The sequence below is a fragment of the Pseudomonas sp. B21-056 genome, assembly GCF_026016325.1.
Lineage (GTDB): Bacteria > Pseudomonadota > Gammaproteobacteria > Pseudomonadales > Pseudomonadaceae > Aquipseudomonas.
Genome location: NZ_CP087203.1, coordinates 5,693,752 through 5,712,029 on the forward strand (window position 1 = coordinate 5,693,752; position 18,278 = coordinate 5,712,029).

32 protein-coding genes are annotated in these 18,278 nt (G+C 55.3%); all 32 read right to left on the bottom strand.

Annotation, left to right across the window (positions count from 1 at the left end):
* Nucleotides 1-40: 40 nt before the first annotated feature.
* Nucleotides 41-427, bottom strand: a complete 387-nt coding sequence (gene rplQ, locus LOY67_RS24800; RefSeq protein WP_024778333.1) for a 50S ribosomal protein L17 — start codon at nt 425-427, stop codon at nt 41-43.
* Between the two features lie 42 nt (nt 428-469).
* Complete coding sequence (locus LOY67_RS24805; protein ID WP_003186012.1) at nt 470-1,471, bottom strand: DNA-directed RNA polymerase subunit alpha; 1,002 nt, start codon at nt 1,469-1,471, stop codon at nt 470-472.
* Nucleotides 1,472-1,493: 22 nt separating this feature from the next.
* Complete coding sequence (rpsD, locus tag LOY67_RS24810; protein WP_003176404.1) at nt 1,494-2,114, bottom strand: 30S ribosomal protein S4; 621 nt, start codon at nt 2,112-2,114, stop codon at nt 1,494-1,496.
* 18 nt (nt 2,115-2,132) lie between these two features.
* Nucleotides 2,133-2,522, bottom strand: coding sequence for a 30S ribosomal protein S11 (rpsK, locus tag LOY67_RS24815; RefSeq protein WP_002555466.1), 390 nt, complete (start codon nt 2,520-2,522; stop codon nt 2,133-2,135).
* Nucleotides 2,523-2,552: 30 nt separating this feature from the next.
* Nucleotides 2,553-2,909 (bottom strand): 30S ribosomal protein S13, encoded by a 357-nt coding sequence (gene rpsM / locus LOY67_RS24820; protein WP_024778332.1) that lies wholly within the window; start codon nt 2,907-2,909, stop codon nt 2,553-2,555.
* Between the two features lie 130 nt (nt 2,910-3,039).
* The gene (rpmJ, locus tag LOY67_RS24825; RefSeq protein WP_002555468.1) at nt 3,040-3,156 is read right to left on the bottom strand and encodes a 50S ribosomal protein L36; all 117 of its coding nucleotides are present in this window, start codon (nt 3,154-3,156) and stop codon (nt 3,040-3,042) included.
* Nucleotides 3,157-3,186: 30 nt separating this feature from the next.
* The gene (gene secY / locus LOY67_RS24830; RefSeq protein WP_265064861.1) at nt 3,187-4,515 is read right to left on the bottom strand and encodes a preprotein translocase subunit SecY; all 1,329 of its coding nucleotides are present in this window, start codon (nt 4,513-4,515) and stop codon (nt 3,187-3,189) included.
* Nucleotides 4,516-4,953 carry a 50S ribosomal protein L15 gene (gene rplO, locus LOY67_RS24835; RefSeq protein WP_003186032.1) on the bottom strand — a complete coding sequence of 146 codons (438 nt, stop codon included), beginning with the start codon at nt 4,951-4,953 and terminating at the stop codon, nt 4,516-4,518.
* A 3-nt stretch (nt 4,954-4,956) separates the two neighbouring features.
* Nucleotides 4,957-5,133 carry a 50S ribosomal protein L30 gene (gene rpmD / locus LOY67_RS24840; protein WP_003176408.1) on the bottom strand — a complete coding sequence of 59 codons (177 nt, stop codon included), beginning with the start codon at nt 5,131-5,133 and terminating at the stop codon, nt 4,957-4,959.
* Nucleotides 5,134-5,135: 2 nt separating this feature from the next.
* Nucleotides 5,136-5,636, bottom strand: a complete 501-nt coding sequence (gene rpsE / locus LOY67_RS24845; RefSeq protein ID WP_003186035.1) for a 30S ribosomal protein S5 — start codon at nt 5,634-5,636, stop codon at nt 5,136-5,138.
* Nucleotides 5,637-5,639: 3 nt separating this feature from the next.
* The gene (gene rplR, locus LOY67_RS24850) at nt 5,640-5,990 is read right to left on the bottom strand and encodes a 50S ribosomal protein L18 (protein WP_003186037.1); all 351 of its coding nucleotides are present in this window, start codon (nt 5,988-5,990) and stop codon (nt 5,640-5,642) included.
* 10 nt (nt 5,991-6,000) lie between these two features.
* Complete coding sequence (gene rplF / locus LOY67_RS24855; protein WP_024077677.1) at nt 6,001-6,534, bottom strand: 50S ribosomal protein L6; 534 nt, start codon at nt 6,532-6,534, stop codon at nt 6,001-6,003.
* 12 nt (nt 6,535-6,546) lie between these two features.
* Nucleotides 6,547-6,939: a 30S ribosomal protein S8 gene (rpsH, locus tag LOY67_RS24860; protein WP_017848802.1), complete on the bottom strand. Its 393-nt coding sequence runs from the start codon at nt 6,937-6,939 to the stop codon at nt 6,547-6,549.
* A gap of 210 nt (nt 6,940-7,149) precedes the next feature.
* Nucleotides 7,150-7,455 (bottom strand): 30S ribosomal protein S14, encoded by a 306-nt coding sequence (rpsN, locus tag LOY67_RS24865; RefSeq protein ID WP_003186042.1) that lies wholly within the window; start codon nt 7,453-7,455, stop codon nt 7,150-7,152.
* 13 nt (nt 7,456-7,468) lie between these two features.
* Nucleotides 7,469-8,008: a 50S ribosomal protein L5 gene (rplE, locus tag LOY67_RS24870; RefSeq protein ID WP_024778330.1), complete on the bottom strand. Its 540-nt coding sequence runs from the start codon at nt 8,006-8,008 to the stop codon at nt 7,469-7,471.
* Nucleotides 8,009-8,028: 20 nt separating this feature from the next.
* Complete coding sequence (gene rplX, locus LOY67_RS24875) at nt 8,029-8,343, bottom strand: 50S ribosomal protein L24 (protein ID WP_003186046.1); 315 nt, start codon at nt 8,341-8,343, stop codon at nt 8,029-8,031.
* Between the two features lie 11 nt (nt 8,344-8,354).
* Nucleotides 8,355-8,723: a 50S ribosomal protein L14 gene (gene rplN, locus LOY67_RS24880; protein ID WP_024778329.1), complete on the bottom strand. Its 369-nt coding sequence runs from the start codon at nt 8,721-8,723 to the stop codon at nt 8,355-8,357.
* A 23-nt stretch (nt 8,724-8,746) separates the two neighbouring features.
* Entirely contained in the window at nt 8,747-9,013 is a 267-nt protein-coding gene (gene rpsQ / locus LOY67_RS24885) for a 30S ribosomal protein S17 (RefSeq protein ID WP_003194644.1), read from the bottom strand.
* A 2-nt stretch (nt 9,014-9,015) separates the two neighbouring features.
* Nucleotides 9,016-9,207 (bottom strand): 50S ribosomal protein L29, encoded by a 192-nt coding sequence (gene rpmC, locus LOY67_RS24890; RefSeq protein ID WP_002555481.1) that lies wholly within the window; start codon nt 9,205-9,207, stop codon nt 9,016-9,018.
* Entirely contained in the window at nt 9,207-9,620 is a 414-nt protein-coding gene (gene rplP, locus LOY67_RS24895; RefSeq protein WP_003186052.1) for a 50S ribosomal protein L16, read from the bottom strand. Before rplP ends, rpmC begins: the two co-directional genes overlap by 1 nt.
* Nucleotides 9,621-9,632: 12 nt before the next feature.
* Nucleotides 9,633-10,319, bottom strand: coding sequence for a 30S ribosomal protein S3 (gene rpsC, locus LOY67_RS24900; protein ID WP_024778328.1), 687 nt, complete (start codon nt 10,317-10,319; stop codon nt 9,633-9,635).
* Between the two features lie 13 nt (nt 10,320-10,332).
* Nucleotides 10,333-10,665 carry a 50S ribosomal protein L22 gene (gene rplV, locus LOY67_RS24905; RefSeq protein ID WP_003103908.1) on the bottom strand — a complete coding sequence of 111 codons (333 nt, stop codon included), beginning with the start codon at nt 10,663-10,665 and terminating at the stop codon, nt 10,333-10,335.
* An 11-nt stretch (nt 10,666-10,676) separates the two neighbouring features.
* On the bottom strand, nt 10,677-10,952 hold the full coding sequence (gene rpsS, locus LOY67_RS24910; protein WP_002555486.1) for a 30S ribosomal protein S19: 276 nt from the start codon (nt 10,950-10,952) through the stop codon (nt 10,677-10,679).
* Between the two features lie 16 nt (nt 10,953-10,968).
* Nucleotides 10,969-11,793: a 50S ribosomal protein L2 gene (gene rplB / locus LOY67_RS24915; RefSeq protein WP_007924198.1), complete on the bottom strand. Its 825-nt coding sequence runs from the start codon at nt 11,791-11,793 to the stop codon at nt 10,969-10,971.
* A gap of 14 nt (nt 11,794-11,807) precedes the next feature.
* Nucleotides 11,808-12,107: a 50S ribosomal protein L23 gene (gene rplW, locus LOY67_RS24920; RefSeq protein WP_002555488.1), complete on the bottom strand. Its 300-nt coding sequence runs from the start codon at nt 12,105-12,107 to the stop codon at nt 11,808-11,810.
* Nucleotides 12,104-12,706 (bottom strand): 50S ribosomal protein L4, encoded by a 603-nt coding sequence (gene rplD / locus LOY67_RS24925; RefSeq protein WP_003186057.1) that lies wholly within the window; start codon nt 12,704-12,706, stop codon nt 12,104-12,106. Before rplD ends, rplW begins: the two co-directional genes overlap by 4 nt.
* A 12-nt stretch (nt 12,707-12,718) precedes the next feature.
* A complete protein-coding gene (gene rplC, locus LOY67_RS24930; RefSeq protein ID WP_041022493.1) occupies nt 12,719-13,354 on the bottom strand; it encodes a 50S ribosomal protein L3 in 636 nt (211 codons plus the stop codon).
* Nucleotides 13,355-13,434: 80 nt separating this feature from the next.
* A complete protein-coding gene (gene rpsJ / locus LOY67_RS24935) occupies nt 13,435-13,746 on the bottom strand; it encodes a 30S ribosomal protein S10 (RefSeq protein WP_003186070.1) in 312 nt (103 codons plus the stop codon).
* A gap of 156 nt (nt 13,747-13,902) precedes the next feature.
* Complete coding sequence (tuf, locus tag LOY67_RS24940; protein ID WP_265064862.1) at nt 13,903-15,096, bottom strand: elongation factor Tu; 1,194 nt, start codon at nt 15,094-15,096, stop codon at nt 13,903-13,905.
* Nucleotides 15,097-15,127: 31 nt separating this feature from the next.
* The gene (fusA, locus tag LOY67_RS24945; protein WP_024776463.1) at nt 15,128-17,230 is read right to left on the bottom strand and encodes an elongation factor G; all 2,103 of its coding nucleotides are present in this window, start codon (nt 17,228-17,230) and stop codon (nt 15,128-15,130) included.
* 30 nt (nt 17,231-17,260) lie between these two features.
* Nucleotides 17,261-17,731: a 30S ribosomal protein S7 gene (gene rpsG, locus LOY67_RS24950; RefSeq protein WP_024776462.1), complete on the bottom strand. Its 471-nt coding sequence runs from the start codon at nt 17,729-17,731 to the stop codon at nt 17,261-17,263.
* 102 nt (nt 17,732-17,833) lie between these two features.
* A complete protein-coding gene (gene rpsL / locus LOY67_RS24955) occupies nt 17,834-18,205 on the bottom strand; it encodes a 30S ribosomal protein S12 (protein WP_003186084.1) in 372 nt (123 codons plus the stop codon).
* Between the last annotated feature and the right edge of the window lie 73 nt (nt 18,206-18,278).

Sequence of the window (18,278 nt, forward strand, 5' to 3'; positions counted from 1 at the left end):
AAAACCGGGCACTTGGCCCGGTTTTTTGTTTATTGCCGTCTTACTCAGCGGATACAGCTTCACCGCCGGTAGCACGATCAACCAACTCGACGTACGCCATAGGCGCGTTGTCGCCAGCGCGGAAACCGCACTTGAGGATGCGCAGGTAGCCACCCTCACGGGTAGCGTAACGCTTGCCCAGGTCGTTGAAGAGCTTACCAACGATAGCTTTCGAACGAGTACGGTCGAAAGCCAGGCGGCGGTTAGCCAGGCTGTCTGTCTTGGCCAGAGTGATCAGCGGCTCAGCAACGCGACGCAGTTCTTTGGCTTTCGGCAGTGTAGTTTTGATCAGCTCGTGCTCGAACAGCGACACCGCCATGTTCTGGAACATGGCCTTGCGGTGCGAGCTGGTGCGGCTCAGGTGACGACCACTTTTACGATGACGCATGGTTCATTCCTTACCAAACACAACGTTCGGTGATTACGACGATCAGGCAGTCGCCTTGTCGTCCTTCTTAAGACTTGCAGGCGGCCAGTTGTCGAGGCGCATGCCGAGGGACAGACCGCGGGAGGCCAGAACGTCCTTGATTTCAGTCAAGGATTTCTTGCCAAGGTTCGGAGTCTTCAACAGCTCTACTTCGGTGCGCTGAATCAGGTCGCCGATGTAGTAGATGTTTTCCGCCTTAAGGCAGTTAGCCGAACGTACAGTCAGTTCCAGATCGTCAACCGGGCGAAGCAGGATCGGATCGATCTCGTCTTCCTGCTCGACAACCACTGGCTCACTGTCACCCTTGAGGTCGACGAACGCAGCCAACTGCTGTTGCAGGATGGTTGCAGCGCGGCGGATAGCCTCTTCAGGATCCAGGGTACCGTTGGTTTCCAGATCAATAACCAGCTTGTCCAGGTTGGTACGCTGCTCGACACGGGCGTTTTCCACCACGTATGCGATACGGCGAACCGGGCTGAACGAAGAGTCAAGCTGCAAGCGACCGATGCTGCGGCTTTCGTCTTCATCGCTCTGACGCGAGTCTGCCGGTTCATAACCACGACCACGAGCTACGGTGAGCTTCATGTTCAGGGCGCCGTTAGACGCCAGGTTAGCGATTACGTGATCGGGGTTAACGATCTCGACATCATGATCCAGCTGAATATCGGCAGCGGTAACCACCCCCGAACCCTTCTTCGACAAGGTCAGCGTAACTTCGTCACGACCGTGCAGCTTGATAGCCAGACCTTTAAGGTTCAACAGGATTTCAATGACATCTTCCTGTACGCCTTCGATGGCGCTGTACTCGTGGAGTACACCGTCAATCTCGGCCTCGACTACTGCACAGCCGGGCATTGAGGACAACAGGATGCGGCGCAGCGCGTTGCCCAGGGTGTGGCCGAAACCACGCTCGAGAGGCTCGAGAGTGATCTTGGCGCGGGTTGGACTGACAACCTGCACATCAATATGGCGGGGTGTCAGGAACTCATTTACCGAAATCTGCATGGATGCACCTATTTTCTAGCCCTTACTTGGAGTAGAGCTCGACAATCAGGCTTTCGTTGATGTCGGCGGACAGATCACTGCGAGCTGGAACGTTCTTGAAAACGCCCGACTTCTTCTCAGTGTCTACTTCTACCCATTCTACGCGGCCACGTTGGGCACACAGATCGAGAGCTTGGACAATGCGAAGTTGGTTCTTTGCTTTCTCGCGAACAGCAACCACGTCACCAGCACGAACCTGGTAGGACGGAACGTTTACGGTCTGACCGTTAACGCTGATCGACTTGTGCGATACCAGCTGACGGGATTCGGCACGAGTAGAACCGAAACCCATACGGTATACAACGTTGTCCAGACGGCATTCGAGCAGTTGCAACAGGTTTTCGCCGGTTGCGCCTTTCTTGCCAGCAGCTTCTTTGTAGTAGCCGCTGAATTGACGCTCGAGAACGCCGTAGATACGACGGACCTTCTGCTTTTCACGCAGTTGGGTGCCGTAATCGGACTGGCGACCGCGGCGTTGGCCGTGGATACCAGGTGCTGCTTCGATGTTGCACTTCGATTCGATCGCGCGCACGCCGCTCTTCAGGAAGAGATCGGTGCCTTCGCGACGAGCGAGTTTGCATTTTGGACCAATGTAACGAGCCATTCTTTACAATCTCCTGGATTACACGCGGCGCTTCTTCGGCGGACGGCACCCGTTGTGCGGGATTGGCGTCACGTCGGTGATGCTGGCGATCTTGTAGCCACAGCCGTTCAAAGCACGAACTGCGGATTCACGACCTGGACCTGGACCCTTGACGTTGACGTCGAGGTTTTTCAGGCCGTATTCCAGCGCAGCTTGACCAGCACGCTCAGCAGCTACTTGAGCAGCGAACGGGGTGGACTTGCGGGAACCGCGGAAACCCGAACCACCGGAGGTAGCCCAGGAAAGAGCGTTACCTTGACGGTCGGTAATGGTCACGATGGTGTTGTTAAAAGAAGCATGGATGTGGGCGATGCCATCAACCACTGTCTTTTTAACTTTTTTACGAGGACGAGCAGCAGGTTTTGCCATGATTAAATTCCTGTCGATTCGCTGGGGCGATTACTTGCGGATCGGCTTACGCGGACCTTTACGGGTACGCGCGTTGGTCTTGGTACGCTGACCGCGTACTGGCAGACCACGACGATGACGCAGACCGCGATAGCAACCGAGGTCCATCAAGCGCTTGATTTTCATGTTGACTTCGCGACGCAGGTCACCTTCAGTGGTGAACTTCGCCACTTCGCCACGCAGCTGTTCAATCTGCTCGTCGCTCAGATCTTTGATCTTTGCCGCTGGGTTGACCCCAGCCACCGCACAAATTTTCTGTGCAGTAGTGCGACCAACACCATAGATGTAGGTCAGCGAGATAACAGTATGCTTGTTATCTGGAATGTTGACGCCTGCAATACGGGCCATTCAGTGGGACTCCAATTGACAGCTACCTACGCCCCGGAAGCCAAGAAATAGGGCGCGAGATAATATCGCTGTAATAACAAATAATCAACCCGGCAGCGCACTAGCTGCCGGGCTTAAAGCACAATCACACTCAGCCTTGGCGCTGTTTGTGACGCGGTTCCGCGCTGCAAATTACTCGAACAACACCTTCGCGGCGAATAATCTTGCAGTTACGGCACAGCTTTTTCACCGATGCACGAACTTTCATCACCAACTCCTCGAACCTTATGGACGCTACTCAGCGCAGCATGCCGCTGCCGTAGCCCTTCAGGTTGGCTTTCTTCATCAGGGATTCGTACTGGTGCGAAACGAGGTGCGATTGTACTTGGGACATGAAGTCCATCACAACCACGACCACGATCAGCAACGAGGTCCCGCCAAGGTAGAACGGTACGTTTGCTGCAACCACCAGGAACTGGGGCAGCAGGCAGACGGCCGTCATGTAAAGAGCACCGAACATGGTCAAGCGAGTCAGAACGCCATCAATGTAGCGCGCAGACTGCTCACCTGGACGGATGCCCGGAATAAAGGCACCGGACTTCTTCAGGTTTTCCGCTACGTCTTTCGGATTGAACATCAACGCCGTATAGAAGAAGCAGAAGAAAATAATCCCTGCACTAAACAGCAGAATATTCAACGGCTGACCAGGAGCGATCGACTGCGAGATGTCCTGCAACCAGCCCATACCTTCAGACTGGCCGAACCAGGCACCCAACGAAGCCGGGAACAGCAAGATGCTGCTCGCGAAAATAGCCGGGATAACACCGGCCATGTTCACCTTCAACGGCAAGTGGCTGGTCTGCGCAGCAAACACCTTGCGGCCTTGCTGACGCTTGGCGTAGTGAACAGCAATACGACGCTGACCACGCTCAATGAACACCACGAAACCGATAATCGCTACTGCCAGCAAACCGATGGCAACCAGGGCGAAAATATTGATATCACCCTGACGCGCAGACTCGAAAGACTGCCCGATCGCTCTCGGAAGACCGGCGACGATACCTGCGAAGATCAACATCGAGATACCGTTGCCAACACCACGCTCAGTAATCTGCTCACCCAGCCACATCATGAACATCGCGCCTGCCACAAATGTGGTAACCGCGACGAAATAGAAGCTCAGGTCAGCAGTGAACGAAACGCCCTGCCCTGCCAGGCCAATGGACATGCCAATGGCCTGGACGAGAGCGAGTACGACAGTGCCGTAGCGGGTGTACTGGCTGATCTTGCGACGGCCAGCTTCACCTTCCTTCTTCAACTGCTCCAGCTGCGGGCTGACGGCCGTCATCAGTTGCATGATGATCGATGCCGAAATGTACGGCATGATCCCCAGTGCAAAGATGCTCATCCGCTCCAGCGCGCCGCCGGAAAACATGTTGAACAAGCTAAGAATGGTCCCCTCATTCTGTCGAAACAGGTCTGCGAGTCGGTCCGGGTTGATACCTGGAACCGGGATGTGTGCGCCTATTCGGTAGACGATAATCGCCAGGAACAGAAAACGCAGACGAGCCCAGAGTTCAGACATACCGCCTTTGCCGAGCGCAGAGAGAGCACCTTGCTTAGCCATTTATTCCTCGAACTTGCCGCCAGCTGCTTCGATAGCCGCACGCGCACCTTTGGTGGCGCCGATTCCCTTTCCGATGGTGACAGCACGAGCAACTTCGCCCGACAGCATGATTTTCACACGCTGTACGTTCTGGTTGATCACGTTGGCATCCTTCAGGGACTGCACGGTGACGATGTCGCCGTCCACTTTAGCCAGCTCGGACAGACGCACTTCTGCGCGGTCCATGGCCTTCAGGGAAACGAAACCGAACTTCGGCAGGCGACGATGCAGCGGCTGTTGACCGCCTTCAAAGCCTGGAGCAATAGTGCCACCGGAGCGGGAGGTCTGACCTTTGTGGCCACGGCCACCGGTCTTGCCCAAACCACTACCGATACCACGGCCCGGACGATGCTTTTCGCGACGGGAACCCGGCGCTGGACTCAGATCATTGAGTTTCATCGATTAACCCTCGACACGCAGCATGTAGTAAGCCTTGTTGATCATCCCGCGATTCTCGGGAGTATCCTGGACTTCTACAGTGTGACCGATGCGACGCAGACCCAGACCCTTAACGCACAGTTTGTGGTTAGGGATGCGGCCGGTCATGCTTTTGATCAGCGTAACTTTTACGGTAGCCATGATCAGAAGATCTCCTTGACGCTTTTGCCACGCTTGGCGGCAATGGATTCAGGAGACTGCATTGCCTTCAAACCCTTGAAAGTGGCGTGAACCACGTTTACAGGGTTAGTCGAGCCGTAGCACTTGGCCAGAACGTTCTGAACGCCAGCAACTTCGAGGACAGCACGCATAGCGCCGCCAGCGATGATACCGGTACCTTCAGAAGCAGGCTGCATGTACACCTTCGAAGCGCCATGGGCGGACTTCATTGCGTACTGCAGGGTGGTGCCGTTCAGATCAACCTGGATCATGTTGCGGCGAGCAGCTTCCATTGCCTTCTGGATCGCAGCAGGCACTTCACGCGACTTGCCACGGCCGAAGCCAACACGGCCCTTACCATCACCCACCACGGTCAGCGCGGTGAAAGTGAAGATACGGCCGCCTTTAACGGTTTTGGCTACGCGGTTAACTTGAACCAGCTTCTCGATGTAGCCTTCGTCGCGCTTTTGGTCGTTATTTGACATAACTTAGAACTCCAGCCCAGCTTCACGAGCAGCATCAGCCAGCGCCTTGACGCGGCCGTGGTACTTGAAGCCAGAGCGGTCGAAAGCCACCTGCGAGACGCCAGCGGCTTTAGCACGCGTAGCGACCAGCTGGCCAACCTTAGTGGCCGCGTCGATGTTGCCGGTGGCACCATCACGCAGTTCTTTATCCAAAGTCGAGGCACTTGCCAGGACCTTGTTGCCGTCGGCCGAAATGACCTGGGCGTAGATGTGCTGCGAAGAGCGGAACACGCAGAGACGCACGACTTCGAGTTCGTGCATTTTCAGGCGTGCTTTGCGAGCGCGACGCAGTCGAGTAACTTTTTTGTCGGTCATTTGCTATGCCCTACTTCTTCTTGGCTTCTTTACGACGGACGACTTCGTCCGCGTAGCGCACACCTTTGCCTTTGTACGGCTCTGGTGGACGGAAGTCGCGGATCTCGGCGGCCACTTGACCTACCAGCTGCTTGTCGATGCCCTTGATCAGGATATCGGTCTGGCTAGGAGTCTCAGCGGTGATGCCTTCCGGCAGTTCGTAATCCACTGGGTGCGAGAAGCCAAGAGCCAGGTTCAGAACCGAGCCTTTTGCTTGCGCTTTGTAACCAACACCGACCAGCTGGAGCTTGCGCTCGAAGCCTTGGCTTACGCCTTGGACCATGTTGTTTACCAACGCACGAGTGGTACCAGCCATTGCGCGAGTCTGTTGATCGCCATTGCGAGCAGCGAAACGCAGCTCACCGGCTTCTTCAACGATCTCAACGGACGAATGGATGTTCAGTTCAAGAGTACCCTTGGCACCCTTCACCGAAAGCTGTTGGCCTGCGAATTTGACTTCGACACCGGCTGGCAGCTTAACGGGGTTCTTAGCGACGCGAGACATGCTTATCCCCCCTTAGAACACAGTGCAAAGAACTTCGCCGCCGACACCGGCAGCGCGCGCAGCACGATCAGTCATCACACCCTTGTTGGTGGAGACGATAGACACGCCCAGACCGCCGCGAACTTTCGGCAGATCCTCGACGGACTTGTACTGACGCAGGCCTGGACGGCTAACGCGCTTCACTTCCTCGATGACCGGACGGCCTTCGAAGTATTTCAGCTCGATGGACAGCAGAGGCTTGATTTCGCTGCTGATCTGATAACCCGCAATGTAACCTTCGTCCTTCAGGACTTTGGCAACAGCTACCTTCAAAGTAGAAGATGGCATGCTTACGACGGACTTTTCAGCCATCTGGGCATTACGGATACGAGTTAGCATGTCCGCTAACGGGTCCTGCATACTCATGGGCTAGACGCTCCTAATACACAAAAAATTAGCCTTTCGGCTAGTACGTGTCGCCGAGTGCAACCGCGCAATAAAAACACGGGCTCAGGCGAGCCGGGTATTCTAGACACACCCCAGAAATGAATCAAGCCCCAAAAGGGGCTTGATCCAGATTCAAGGCCACCGGCGGTCAGGATCCTGGGATCCCGAACGCCGAGGCTTTGACAGTGCTTACCAGCTGGCTTTAACCAGACCTGGAACGTCACCACGCATTGCAGCTTGGCGCAGCATGTTACGGCCGAGGCCGAACTTGCGGTATACGCCGTGCGGACGACCAGTCAGGCGGCAGCGGTTACGCATGCGCGAGGCGCTTGCGTCACGAGGCTGCTTCTGCAGTGCTACGGTAGCTTCCCAACGTGCTTCTGGACTTGCGTTCAGATCAACGATGATAGCTTTCAGCGCTGCACGCTTGGTGGCGTACTTGGCAACGGTGAGCTGACGCTTCAGCTCACGGTTCTTCATGCTCTTCTTGGCCATTTTCCTACTCCAATCAGTTGCGGAACGGGAATTTGAAAGCACGCAGCAGAGCGCGACCTTCGTCATCCGATTTGGCAGTGGTGGTCAGGGTAATGTCCAGACCGCGCAGAGCATCGATCTTGTCGTAATCGATTTCCGGGAAAATGATCTGCTCTTTCACGCCCATGCTGTAGTTGCCACGACCATCGAAGGACTTGGCATTCAGGCCGCGGAAGTCGCGAACCCGAGGCAGGGAGATCGACAGCAGACGATCCAGGAACTCGTACATACGATCGCGACGCAGGGTCACTTTGACACCGATCGGCCAACCTTCGCGGACTTTGAAGCCGGCGATGGATTTGCGAGCGTGAGTCACAACGACTTTCTGGCCGGTGATCTTCTCCAGGTCAGCTACCGCGTGCTCGATGACTTTCTTGTCGCCGATCGCTTCGCCCAGACCCATGTTCAGGGTGATCTTGGTAATGCGCGGAACTTCCATCACGTTCGCCAGCTTAAGTTCTTCCTTAAGCTTCGGTGCGATTTCCTTCCGGTAAATCTCTTTCAGTCGTGCCATGGTCTTCTACCTAGCAGTGTTCAAGCATCAACCGCTTTTTGGGTCGACTTGAAGACACGAATTTTTTTGCCGTCTTCTACTTTGAAACCAACGCGGTCAGCCTTGTTGGTTTCGCCGTTGAAAATGGCGACGTTGGAAGCGTGCAGTGGCGCTTCTTTCTCGACGATACCGCCCTGTACGCCCGACATCGGGTTAGGCTTGGTATGGCGCTTGACCAGGTTCAGACCACCAACAACCAGACGGTTGTCAGCGAGAACCTTGAGCACCTTACCGCGCTTGCCCTTGTCTTTGCCGGCGATCACGATGATCTCGTCGTCACGACGAATCTTTTGCATGTCGGATCTCCTTACAGCACTTCTGGGGCGAGCGAGACGATCTTCATGAACTTCTCAGTACGAAGTTCACGAGTCACTGGCCCAAAGATACGGGTGCCGATTGGCTCTTGCTTGTTGTTCAACAGAACAGCAGCGTTGCCATCAAAGCGGATGATGGAGCCGTCAGCGCGACGAACACCGTGGCGAGTGCGGACTACAACAGCAGTCATCACTTGGCCTTTTTTCACCTTGCCGCGAGGAATTGCTTCCTTGACGGTAACTTTGATGATGTCGCCAATAGCAGCGTAACGACGATGGGAGCCACCCAGCACCTTGATGCACATAACGCGGCGAGCGCCGCTGTTATCGGCCACATCAAGCATGGATTGAGTCTGAATCATATAATTTCTCCGACCCCTAGCCCTTAGACTTCCACAGCGCGTTCGAGAACATCAACCAGCGCCCAAGATTTGGTCTTGGCCATCGGACGGGTTTCACGAATAGTGACCTTGTCGCCGATGTGGCATTGATTGGTTTCGTCGTGCGCGTGCAGCTTAGTCGAACGCTTAACGTATTTACCGTAGATCGGGTGCTTAACGCGACGCTCGATCAGAACGGTGATGGTTTTGTCCATCTTGTCGCTGACAACACGGCCAGTCAGCGTACGGACAGTTTTTTCGGCTTCAGCCATGATTACTTACCTGCCTGCTGGTTGAGCACAGTTTTCACGCGAGCGATGTCACGCTTAACTTGCGAGAGCAGATGAGACTGCCCCAACTGGCCAGTTGCTTTCTGCATACGCAGATTGAACTGGTCGCGCAGCAGGCCGAGCAGTTGCTCGTTCAGCTGCTGTGCTGATTTTTCACGAAGTTCATTCGCTTTCATCACATCACCGTCCGTTTAACAAAGGAGGTGGCGAGCGGCAGCTTTGCAGCAGCCAGGGCGAAAGCCTCACGCGCCAGCTCTTCAGAAACACCCTCGATTTCATACAGGACTTTGCCTGGCTGAATCTGGGCAACCCAGTACTCCACGTTACCCTTACCTTTACCCATCCGAACTTCGAGTGGCTTCTTGGTGACAGGCTTGTCCGGGAATACACGGATCCAGATCTTGCCGCCACGTTTTACGTGACGGGTCAGAGCACGACGCGCTGACTCGATCTGACGAGCGGTGAGACGACCACGAGCAACAGACTTCAGCGCGAACTCGCCGAAGCTGACTTTGCTACCGCGCAATGCCAGGCCACGATTGTGACCGGTCATCTGCTTGCGGAACTTCGTACGCTTTGGTTGCAACATTTGGCGTACCCCTTACTTAGCAGCTTTTTTACGAGGCGCTGGTGCTTGTGGTTTCAGCTCTTCTTGGCGACCACCAATTACTTCGCCTTTGAAGATCCAAACCTTTACACCGATCACACCGTAGGTGGTGTGAGCTTCGTAGTTGGCATAGTCGATGTCGGCACGCAGGGTGTGCAGTGGCACACGACCTTCGCGATACCATTCAGTACGTGCGATTTCAGCACCGCCGAGACGACCGCTCACTTGGATTTTGATGCCTTTGGCACCAATGCGAATTGCGTTCTGTACAGCGCGCTTCATAGCGCGACGGAACATGACGCGACGCTCCAGCTGCTGAGCTACGCTCTGCGCAACCAGCATACCGTCGAGTTCCGGCTTGCGGATCTCTTCGATATTGATGTGCACAGGCACACCCATTTGCTTGGTCAGGTCCTGACGCAGTTTCTCAACATCTTCACCTTTCTTCCCGATAACGATACCTGGACGAGCAGTGTGGATGGTGATACGTGCAGTCTGAGCCGGACGATGGATATCGATACGGCTTACGGACGCGCTTTTTAGTTTGTCTTGGAGATACTCACGCACCTTCAGATCAGCGAACAAGTAGTCCGCATAAGTCCGACCGTCTGCGTACCAGACGGAGGTGTGCTCCTTGACGATTCCCAGGCGAATGCCAATGGGATGTACTTTCTGACCCATCTCTTCGACTCCGTTACTTGTCAGCAACCTTGACAGTGATATGGCAAGACCGCTTGACGATGCGATCAGCACGGCCTTTGGCACGTGGCATGATGCGCTTCAGCGAACGCCCTTCGTTGACGAAAACGGTGCTGACCTTGAGGTCATCAACGTCTGCGCCTTCGTTATGCTCGGCGTTGGCTACGGCCGACTCCAGCACTTTTTTCATGATCTCGGCGGCTTTCTTACTGCTGAAAGCCAACAGGTTGAGCGCTTCGCCCACCTTCTTCCCGCGGATCTGGTCGGCGACCAAGCGGGCTTTCTGGGCGGAGATTCGAGCGCCCGACAACTTAGCGGCTACTTCCATTTCCTTACCCCTTAACGCTTGGCTTTCTTGTCAGCCACGTGCCCACGATATGTGCGGGTACCGGCGAACTCGCCCAGTTTGTGGCCGACCATGTCTTCGTTCACGAGAACTGGGACGTGCTGGCGACCGTTGTGTACAGCGATGGTCAGACCGACCATTTGTGGCAGGATCATCGAACGACGCGACCAGGTCTTAACTGGTTTGCGATCGTTCTTTTCCGCCGCCACTTCGATCTTCTTCAGTAGGTGAAGATCAATAAAAGGACCTTTTTTCAGAGAACGTGGCACTGTCGTATCCCTCTATTTACTTGCGACGACGGACGATCATTTTGTCGGTACGCTTATTACCACGAGTCTTCGCGCCCTTAGTCGGGAAGCCCCATGGCGATACCGGATGACGACCACCAGAGGTACGACCTTCACCACCACCATGTGGGTGGTCAACCGGGTTCATGGCAACACCACGAACGGTTGGGCGAACGCCACGCCAGCGCTTGGCGCCAGCTTTACCCAACGAACGCAGGCTGTGCTCGGAGTTCGAGACTTCGCCCAGGGTCGCACGGCATTCAGCCAGGACTTTACGCATCTCACCAGAACGCAGACGCAGGGTCACATAGACACCTTCACGAGCGATCAGCTGAGCCGAAGCACCAGCGGAACGAGCGATTTGCGCGCCTTTACCTGGCTTCAATTCGATGCCGTGTACGGTGCTACCAACTGGAATGTTACGCAGTTGCAGAGCGTTGCCCGGCTTGATCGGTGCCAGGGCACCTGCGATCAGCTGGTCGCCAGCGCTGACGCCTTTAGGGGCGATGATGTAGCGACGCTCGCCATCTGCGTACAGCAGCAGAGCGATGTGAGCAGTACGGTTTGGATCGTATTCGATACGCTCGACGGTGGCAGCGATGCCATCCTTGTCGTTGCGTCGGAAGTCGACCAGACGATAATGCTGCTTATGACCACCACCCACGTGACGTGTAGTGATACGACCATTGTTGTTACGACCACCAGACTTCGATTTTTTCTCGAGCAGCGGTGCGTGAGGAGCGCCTTTATGCAGCTCCTGGTTGACCACCTTGACCACAAAACGGCGGCCAGGGGAAGTCGGTTTGCATTTAACGATTGCCATGATGCACCCCCTCCTTACTCAGCACTGCTGCTGAAATCGAGATCTTGGCCTGGCTGAAGGGAGATAACTGCCTTCTTCCAGTCATTACGCTTGCCCAGACCGCGAGCAGTGCGCTTGCTTTTACCCAGAACGTTCAGGGTAGTCACGCGCTCTACTTTCACGCTGAACAGGCTTTCGACGGCCTTCTTGATTTCCAGCTTGGTTGCGTCGGTAGCAACCTTGAAAACGAACTGGCCTTTCTTGTCTGCCAGAACCGTAGCCTTCTCGGAAACGTGCGGGCCAAGCAGAACTTTAAATACGCGTTCCTGGTTCATCCCAGCAGCTCCTCGAATTTCTTCACGGCCGACACGGTGATCAACACCTTGTCGTATGCGATCAGACTGACCGGATCGGAACCCTGTACGTCACGAACATCGACGTGCGGCAGGTTGCGAGCAGCCAGGTACAGGTTCTGATCAACAGCGTCAGACACGATCAGGACGTCAGTCAGGCCCATGCCGTTCAGCTTGTTCAGCAGATCTTTGGTTTTCGGTGCTTCAACAGCGAAGTCCTGAACCACGACCAGACGATCAGTACGCACCAGCTCAGCAAGGATGGAACGCATTGCTGCGCGATACATCTTCTTGTTCAGCTTCTGGGAGTGATCCTGAGGACGAGCTGCGAAAGTGGTACCGCCGCCACGCCAGATTGGGCTACGGATAGTACCGGCACGAGCACGGCCAGTACCTTTCTGACGCCATGGGCGCTTACCGCCACCGGAAACGTCGGAACGGGTCTTTTGCTGCTTGCTACCTTGACGGCCGCCGGCCATGTAGGCCACGACTGCTTGGTGAACCAGCGTCTCGTTGAATTCGCCGCCAAATGTCAGTTCGGAAACTTCGATCGCTTGAGCGTCATTTACATTTAATTGCATGTCAGCTTCCCCTTAACCGCGAGCCTTGGCTGCTGGACGTACAACCACGTTGCCGCCAGTAGCGCCAGGAACAGCGCCCTTGACCAACAACAGATTGCGTTCAGCGTCCACGCGCACTACTTCGAGGGACTGCACGGTCACGCGCTCGGCGCCCATATGACCGGACATTTTCTTGCCCTTGAATACACGACCAGGAGTCTGGCACTGGCCGATAGAGCCTGGAACGCGGTGGGATACGGAGTTACCGTGGGTGTTATCTTGCCCGCGGAAGTTCCAACGCTTGATCGTACCCTGGAAGCCTTTACCTTTGGACTGACCGGTTACATCAACCAGTTGACCAGCAGCGAAGATTTCAGCGTTGATCAGATCGCCGGCCTGGTACTCGCCTTCTTCAAGGCGGAATTCCAATACGGTACGACCAGCGGCAACGTTCGCCTTGGCGAAGTGGCCAGCTTGAGCAGCTGTTACACGCGAAGCACGACGCTCGCCGACAGTGACTTGCACTGCACGATAGCCATCGGTCTCTTCAGTTTTGAACTGGGTGACGCGATTCGGCTCGATCTCAATGACCGTGACCGGAATGGAGACACCTTCTTCGGTGAAAATACGGGTCATACCGCATTTACGACCGACTACACCAATAGTCATGTTGTAAACCTCATGAGTGTACGGGGCTTTCACCCGCTATGGCCGCCCATTTCAGAGCGTTACACGACTAAGACCGAGTCTTAGCCGAGGCTGATCTGTACTTCCACACCGGCCGCAAGATCAAGCTTCATAAGTGCATCAACGGTTTTATCCGTTGGCTGGACGATGTCCAGAACGCGCTTATGAGTACGGATCTCGTACTGGTCACGCGCGTCTTTGTTGACGTGCGGGGAGACCAGAACGGTGAACCGCTCTTTACGGGTAGGCAGTGGAATTGGACCACGCACTTGAGCACCAGTACGTTTCGCGGTTTCCACGATTTCCTGGGTGGATTGGTCGATCAGGCGATGGTCAAAGGCCTTCAACCTGATACGGATTTGCTGATTTTGCATTGGATTTCAGACTCCGGCTGCTATTCCCACCGGGCGCAATACGCCCGTTAAAAGGAGGCGCAATTCTATAGACGCCCCCGATGGGTGTCAACCCAATAAAAAAGCCCCCGCTTGGCGGGGGCTTTTTCAACTCATCAAGCTGACTCTAAAAGAGACTTACTCGATGACTTTGGCTACGACGCCGGCGCCGACGGTACGACCGCCTTCACGGATAGCGAAACGCAGACCGTCTTCCATCGCGATGGTTTTGATCAGAGTGACAGTCATCTGGATGTTGTCACCTGGCATTACCATTTCAACGCCTTCTGGCAGCTCGCAGTTACCAGTCACGTCAGTAGTACGGAAGTAGAACTGTGGACGGTAGCCTTTGAAGAACGGAGTATGACGACCGCCTTCTTCCTTGCTCAGAACGTAGACTTCTGCAACGAACTTGGTGTGCGGCTTGACGGTGCCTGGCTTGACCAGAACCTGGCCACGCTCAACGTCGTCACGCTTGGTGCCGCGCAGCAGTACGCCGCAGTTCTCGCCAGCACGACCTTCGTCGAGCAGCTTGCGGAACATTTCAACGCCGGTGCAGGTAGTTTTCTGAGTGTCGCGCAGACCGACGATCTCAACTTCTTCCTGGATACGGACGATGCCACGCTCAACACGACCGGTCACAACAGTACCGCGACCGGAGATCGAGAATACGTCTTCGATTGGCATCAGGAACGGCTTGTCGATAGCGCGCTCTGGCTCTGGGATGTAGCTGTCCAGAGTTTCCACCAGCTTCTTGACAGCAGAGGTGCCCATTTCGTTGTCGTCTTGGCCGTTCAGAGCCATCAGAGCCGAACCGATGATGATTGGAGTGTCATCACCTGGGAAGTCGTAAGTGCTCAGCAGGTCGCGCACTTCCATCTCAACCAGTTCCAGCAGCTCAGCGTCGTCAACCATGTCAGCCTTGTTCAGGAAGACAACGATGTACGGAACGCCTACCTGACGGGACAGCAGGATGTGCTCACGGGTTTGTGGCATCGGACCATCGGCGGCCGAGCAAACCAGGATCGCGCCATCCATCTGGGCAGCACCGGTGATCATGTTTTTTACGTAGTCGGCGTGACCTGGGCAGTCAACGTGTGCGTAGTGACGCACGGCCGAATCGTATTCAACGTGAGCGGTGTTGATGGTGATACCACGAGCTTTCTCTTCCGGGGCGCTGTCGATCTTGTCGAAGTCAACCTTGGCCGAACCGAAAACTTCGGAGCAGACGCGGGTCAGAGCAGCGGTCAGAGTGGTTTTACCGTGGTCAACGTGACCGATGGTGCCAACGTTGACGTGCGGTTTGTTACGTTCAAATTTTTCTTTAGCCACGACAATTAACTCCTAGCCTAAAGGGGCTGAATCAGCCTTGTTTTTTAACGATAGCTTCGACGACGTTCGACGGAGCCTCGGAGTATTTGGAGAATTCCATAGAGTAGCTCGCGCGACCCTGGGACATGGAACGAACGTCGGTTGCGTAACCGAACATCTCGCCCAGCGGAACCTCGGCACGGATAACCTTACCGGAAACCGTGTCTTCCATACCCTGGATCAGACCGCGACGACGGTTCAGGTCACCCATCACGTCGCCCATGTAGTCCTCAGGTGTTACGACTTCAACCTTCATGATCGGCTCAAGAACAACACCACCACCTTTGGTAGCCAGTTGCTTGGTCGCCATGGAGGCCGCCACCTTGAACGCCATCTCGTTGGAGTCGACGTCGTGGTAAGAACCATCGAACACGGTAGCCTTCAGGCCGATCAGCGGATAGCCGGCAACAACGCCGTTCTTCATCTGCTCTTCGATACCCTTCTGGATAGCTGGGATGTATTCCTTCGGAACCACACCACCGACTACTTCGTTCACGAATTGCAGACCTTCCTGACCTTCGTCAGCAGGGGCAAAACGGATCCAGCAGTGGCCGAACTGACCACGACCGCCGGACTGGCGAACGAACTTGCCTTCGATCTCACAAGCCTTCGTGATCTTCTCACGATAGGAAACCTGTGGCTTACCGATGTTGGCTTCGACGTTGAACTCACGGCGCATCCGGTCAACCAGGATGTCCAGGTGCAACTCGCCCATGCCAGAGATGATCGTTTGACCAGTCTCTTCATCGGTCTTGACGCGGAAAGACGGGTCTTCCTGAGCGAGCTTGCCCAGAGCGATACCCATTTTTTCCTGGTCATCCTTGGTTTTAGGCTCAACGGCAACCGAGATAACCGGCTCCGGGAAGTCCATGCGAACCAGGATGATTGGCTTGTCAGCGGAGCACAGGGTGTCACCAGTGGTGACGTCCTTCATGCCGATCAGGGCCGCGATGTCGCCAGCGCGCACTTCCTTGATCTCTTCGCGGGTGTTTGCGTGCATCTGCACCATACGACCCACGCGCTCTTTCTTACCCTTGACCGAGTTGATCACGCCGTCGCCGGAGTTCAACACGCCCGAGTAAACGCGAGCAAAGGTCAGGGTACCCACGAATGGGTCGGTAGCGATCTTGAACGCCAGAGCCGAGAACGGCTCGTTGTCGTCTGCATGACGCTCCATTTCGACAGTCTCGTCATCCGGGTCGGAACCCTTGATGGCTGGAATGTCGACCGGTGCAGGCAGGTAGTCGATAACGGCGTCGAGAACCAGGGGAACACCCTTGTTCTTGAAGGAAGAACCGCAAACAGCCAGAACGATTTCGCCAGCGATAGTACGCTGACGCAGAGCGGCCTTGATCTCTTCGATCGACAGCTCTTCGCCTTCCAGGTACTTGTTCATCAGCTCTTCGTTGGCTTCGGCCGCAGCCTCAACCATGTTGCTGCGCCACTCTTCAGCCAGCTCTTGCAGCTCAGCCGGGATCGGACCACGAATGGCAGCCATACCCTTGTCGCCGTCGTTCCAACGAACAGCTTCCATGGTCATCAGATCGATCTGACCTTCGAAGTTGTCTTCGGAACCGATAGCCAGCTGGATAGGCACCGGGGTGTGACCCAGACGCTGCTTGATCTGACCGATTACACGCAGGAAGTTGGCACCGGCACGGTCCATCTTGTTTACGTAAACAAGACGCGGAACACCGTACTTGTTGGCCTGACGCCATACGGTTTCGGACTGAGGCTCAACGCCCGAAGTACCGCAGAACACAACGACAGCGCCGTCGAGTACGCGCAGCGAACGCTCTACTTCAATGGTGAAGTCAACGTGGCCAGGGGTATCGATGATGTTGAAGCGGTGCTTAGGGAACTGCTTGTTCGAGCCTTCCCAGAAAGCAGTAGTAGCAGCGGAGGTAATGGTAATACCCCGCTCCTGCTCTTGTACCATCCAGTCCATGGTCGCGGCGCCATCATGCACCTCGCCCATTTTGTGGTTTACGCCCGTGTAGAACAGGACGCGCTCGGTGGTAGTGGTTTTACCCGCATCCACGTGAGCAACGATACCAATGTTACGGTAGCGTTTAATATCGGTTGTACGAGCCATAAAGCCCTCGCAAATTGAGTGACGCTAAAATTAGAAGCGGTAGTGCGAGAAAGCCTTGTTGGCCTCAGCCATACGGTGCACGTCTTCACGCTTCTTAACTGCAGCACCTTTACCTTCAGCAGCGTCCAGCAGCTCACCAGCCAAACGCAGAGCCATGGACTTCTCGCCGCGCTTGCGGGCGAAGTCTACGAGCCAGCGCATGGCCAGAGCGTTACGACGGGACGGACGAACTTCAACCGGAACCTGGTAGGTAGCACCGCCTACGCGGCGCGACTTCACTTCGACCAGCGGAGCGATGGCGTCGAGTGCTTTTTCGAAGAGTTCCAGGGGATCGGAGTTCTTACGCTCTTTAACTTTTTCCAGCGCGCCATAAACGATACGTTCGGCAACGGCTTTCTTGCCGCTTTCCATTACGTGGTTCATGAACTTGGCGAGAATCTGGCTTCCGTATTTCGGATCGTCCAGAATCTCACGTTTGGCTGCTACGCGACGTCTTGGCATGATAAGCCCTCAAGCGGTCTTCAGGTTAGCCCGGGACAGCAAACGCGTGCCCGACCTTACTCTTATCGACTCAATAAAAATGAAAAACTGCAAAACGGCCGATTACTTCGGACGCTTGGTACCGTACTTCGAACGACCTTGGTTACGGCCTTTAACGCCGGAGGTATCCAAGGAGCCGCGAACGGTGTGGTAACGAACACCTGGCAAGTCTTTTACACGACCGCCGCGGATCAGTACCACGCTGTGCTCTTGCAGGTTGTGGCCTTCACCACCGATGTACGAGGAAACCTCGAAACCGTTGGTCAGACGCACACGGCATACTTTACGCAGTGCCGAGTTAGGTTTTTTCGGCGTGGTGGTATACACACGGGTGCATACGCCACGACGTTGCGGGCAGTTCTGCAGCGCAGGTACGTCGGATTTCTCGACGATACGCTTACGCGGCTGACGTACCAGCTGGTTGATAGTTGCCATCTACTAGCTCCACTGTTGTCTTGCGACGCTATTGTCTTACAAGAAAAGCAAAATGGCAGGAACGAATTCCCGC

What these genes read in the sequence shown, in the direction of transcription:
- rpsJ (WP_003186070.1), bottom strand. Translation starts at nt 13,746, where the DNA reads ATGCAAAATCAGCAAATCCGTATCAGGTTGAAGGCCTTTGACCATCGC.
- rpsK (WP_002555466.1), bottom strand. Translation starts at nt 2,522, where the DNA reads ATGGCAAAACCTGCTGCTCGTCCTCGTAAAAAAGTTAAAAAGACAGTG.
- rplN (WP_024778329.1), bottom strand. Translation starts at nt 8,723, where the DNA reads ATGATTCAGACTCAATCCATGCTTGATGTGGCCGATAACAGCGGCGCT.
- rplR (WP_003186037.1), bottom strand. Translation starts at nt 5,990, where the DNA reads ATGACCGACAAAAAAGTTACTCGACTGCGTCGCGCTCGCAAAGCACGC.
- rpsC (WP_024778328.1), bottom strand. Translation starts at nt 10,319, where the DNA reads ATGGGTCAGAAAGTACATCCCATTGGCATTCGCCTGGGAATCGTCAAG.
- rpsE (WP_003186035.1), bottom strand. Translation starts at nt 5,636, where the DNA reads ATGTCAAATAACGACCAAAAGCGCGACGAAGGCTACATCGAGAAGCTG.
- rpsD (WP_003176404.1), bottom strand. Translation starts at nt 2,114, where the DNA reads ATGGCTCGTTACATTGGTCCAAAATGCAAACTCGCTCGTCGCGAAGGC.
- rpmC (WP_002555481.1), bottom strand. Translation starts at nt 9,207, where the DNA reads ATGAAAGCGAATGAACTTCGTGAAAAATCAGCACAGCAGCTGAACGAG.
- rplE (WP_024778330.1), bottom strand. Translation starts at nt 8,008, where the DNA reads ATGGCACGACTGAAAGAGATTTACCGGAAGGAAATCGCACCGAAGCTT.
- rplQ (WP_024778333.1), bottom strand. Translation starts at nt 427, where the DNA reads ATGCGTCATCGTAAAAGTGGTCGTCACCTGAGCCGCACCAGCTCGCAC.
- rpsM (WP_024778332.1), bottom strand. Translation starts at nt 2,909, where the DNA reads ATGGCCCGTATTGCAGGCGTCAACATTCCAGATAACAAGCATACTGTT.
- secY (WP_265064861.1), bottom strand. Translation starts at nt 4,515, where the DNA reads ATGGCTAAGCAAGGTGCTCTCTCTGCGCTCGGCAAAGGCGGTATGTCT.
- rpsQ (WP_003194644.1), bottom strand. Translation starts at nt 9,013, where the DNA reads ATGGCTGAAGCCGAAAAAACTGTCCGTACGCTGACTGGCCGTGTTGTC.
- LOY67_RS24805 (WP_003186012.1), bottom strand. Translation starts at nt 1,471, where the DNA reads ATGCAGATTTCGGTAAATGAGTTCCTGACACCCCGCCATATTGATGTG.
- rpsN (WP_003186042.1), bottom strand. Translation starts at nt 7,455, where the DNA reads ATGGCCAAGAAGAGCATGAAGAACCGTGAGCTGAAGCGTCAGCTCACC.
- rplO (WP_003186032.1), bottom strand. Translation starts at nt 4,953, where the DNA reads ATGAAACTCAATGATCTGAGTCCAGCGCCGGGTTCCCGTCGCGAAAAG.
- rplD (WP_003186057.1), bottom strand. Translation starts at nt 12,706, where the DNA reads ATGCAATTAAATGTAAATGACGCTCAAGCGATCGAAGTTTCCGAACTG.
- rpsH (WP_017848802.1), bottom strand. Translation starts at nt 6,939, where the DNA reads ATGAGTATGCAGGACCCGTTAGCGGACATGCTAACTCGTATCCGTAAT.
- rpmD (WP_003176408.1), bottom strand. Translation starts at nt 5,133, where the DNA reads ATGGCTACCGTAAAAGTTACGCTGATCAAAAGCATGACCGGCCGCATC.
- rpsG (WP_024776462.1), bottom strand. Translation starts at nt 17,731, where the DNA reads ATGCCAAGACGTCGCGTAGCAGCCAAACGTGAGATTCTGGACGATCCG.
- rpmJ (WP_002555468.1), bottom strand. Translation starts at nt 3,156, where the DNA reads ATGAAAGTTCGTGCATCGGTGAAAAAGCTGTGCCGTAACTGCAAGATT.
- rplP (WP_003186052.1), bottom strand. Translation starts at nt 9,620, where the DNA reads ATGTTGCAACCAAAGCGTACGAAGTTCCGCAAGCAGATGACCGGTCAC.
- rpsL (WP_003186084.1), bottom strand. Translation starts at nt 18,205, where the DNA reads ATGGCAACTATCAACCAGCTGGTACGTCAGCCGCGTAAGCGTATCGTC.
- fusA (WP_024776463.1), bottom strand. Translation starts at nt 17,230, where the DNA reads ATGGCTCGTACAACCGATATTAAACGCTACCGTAACATTGGTATCGTT.
- rplC (WP_041022493.1), bottom strand. Translation starts at nt 13,354, where the DNA reads ATGACTATTGGTGTAGTCGGTCGTAAATGCGGTATGACCCGTATTTTC.
- rplV (WP_003103908.1), bottom strand. Translation starts at nt 10,665, where the DNA reads ATGGAAGTAGCCGCTAAGTTGTCGGGCGCTCGAATCTCCGCCCAGAAA.
- rplW (WP_002555488.1), bottom strand. Translation starts at nt 12,107, where the DNA reads ATGAACCAGGAACGCGTATTTAAAGTTCTGCTTGGCCCGCACGTTTCC.
- rplX (WP_003186046.1), bottom strand. Translation starts at nt 8,343, where the DNA reads ATGCAAAAGATTCGTCGTGACGACGAGATCATCGTGATCGCCGGCAAA.
- rplB (WP_007924198.1), bottom strand. Translation starts at nt 11,793, where the DNA reads ATGGCAATCGTTAAATGCAAACCGACTTCCCCTGGCCGCCGTTTTGTG.
- rplF (WP_024077677.1), bottom strand. Translation starts at nt 6,534, where the DNA reads ATGTCTCGCGTCGCTAAGAACCCCGTTAAGCTGCCAGCCGGTGTCGAA.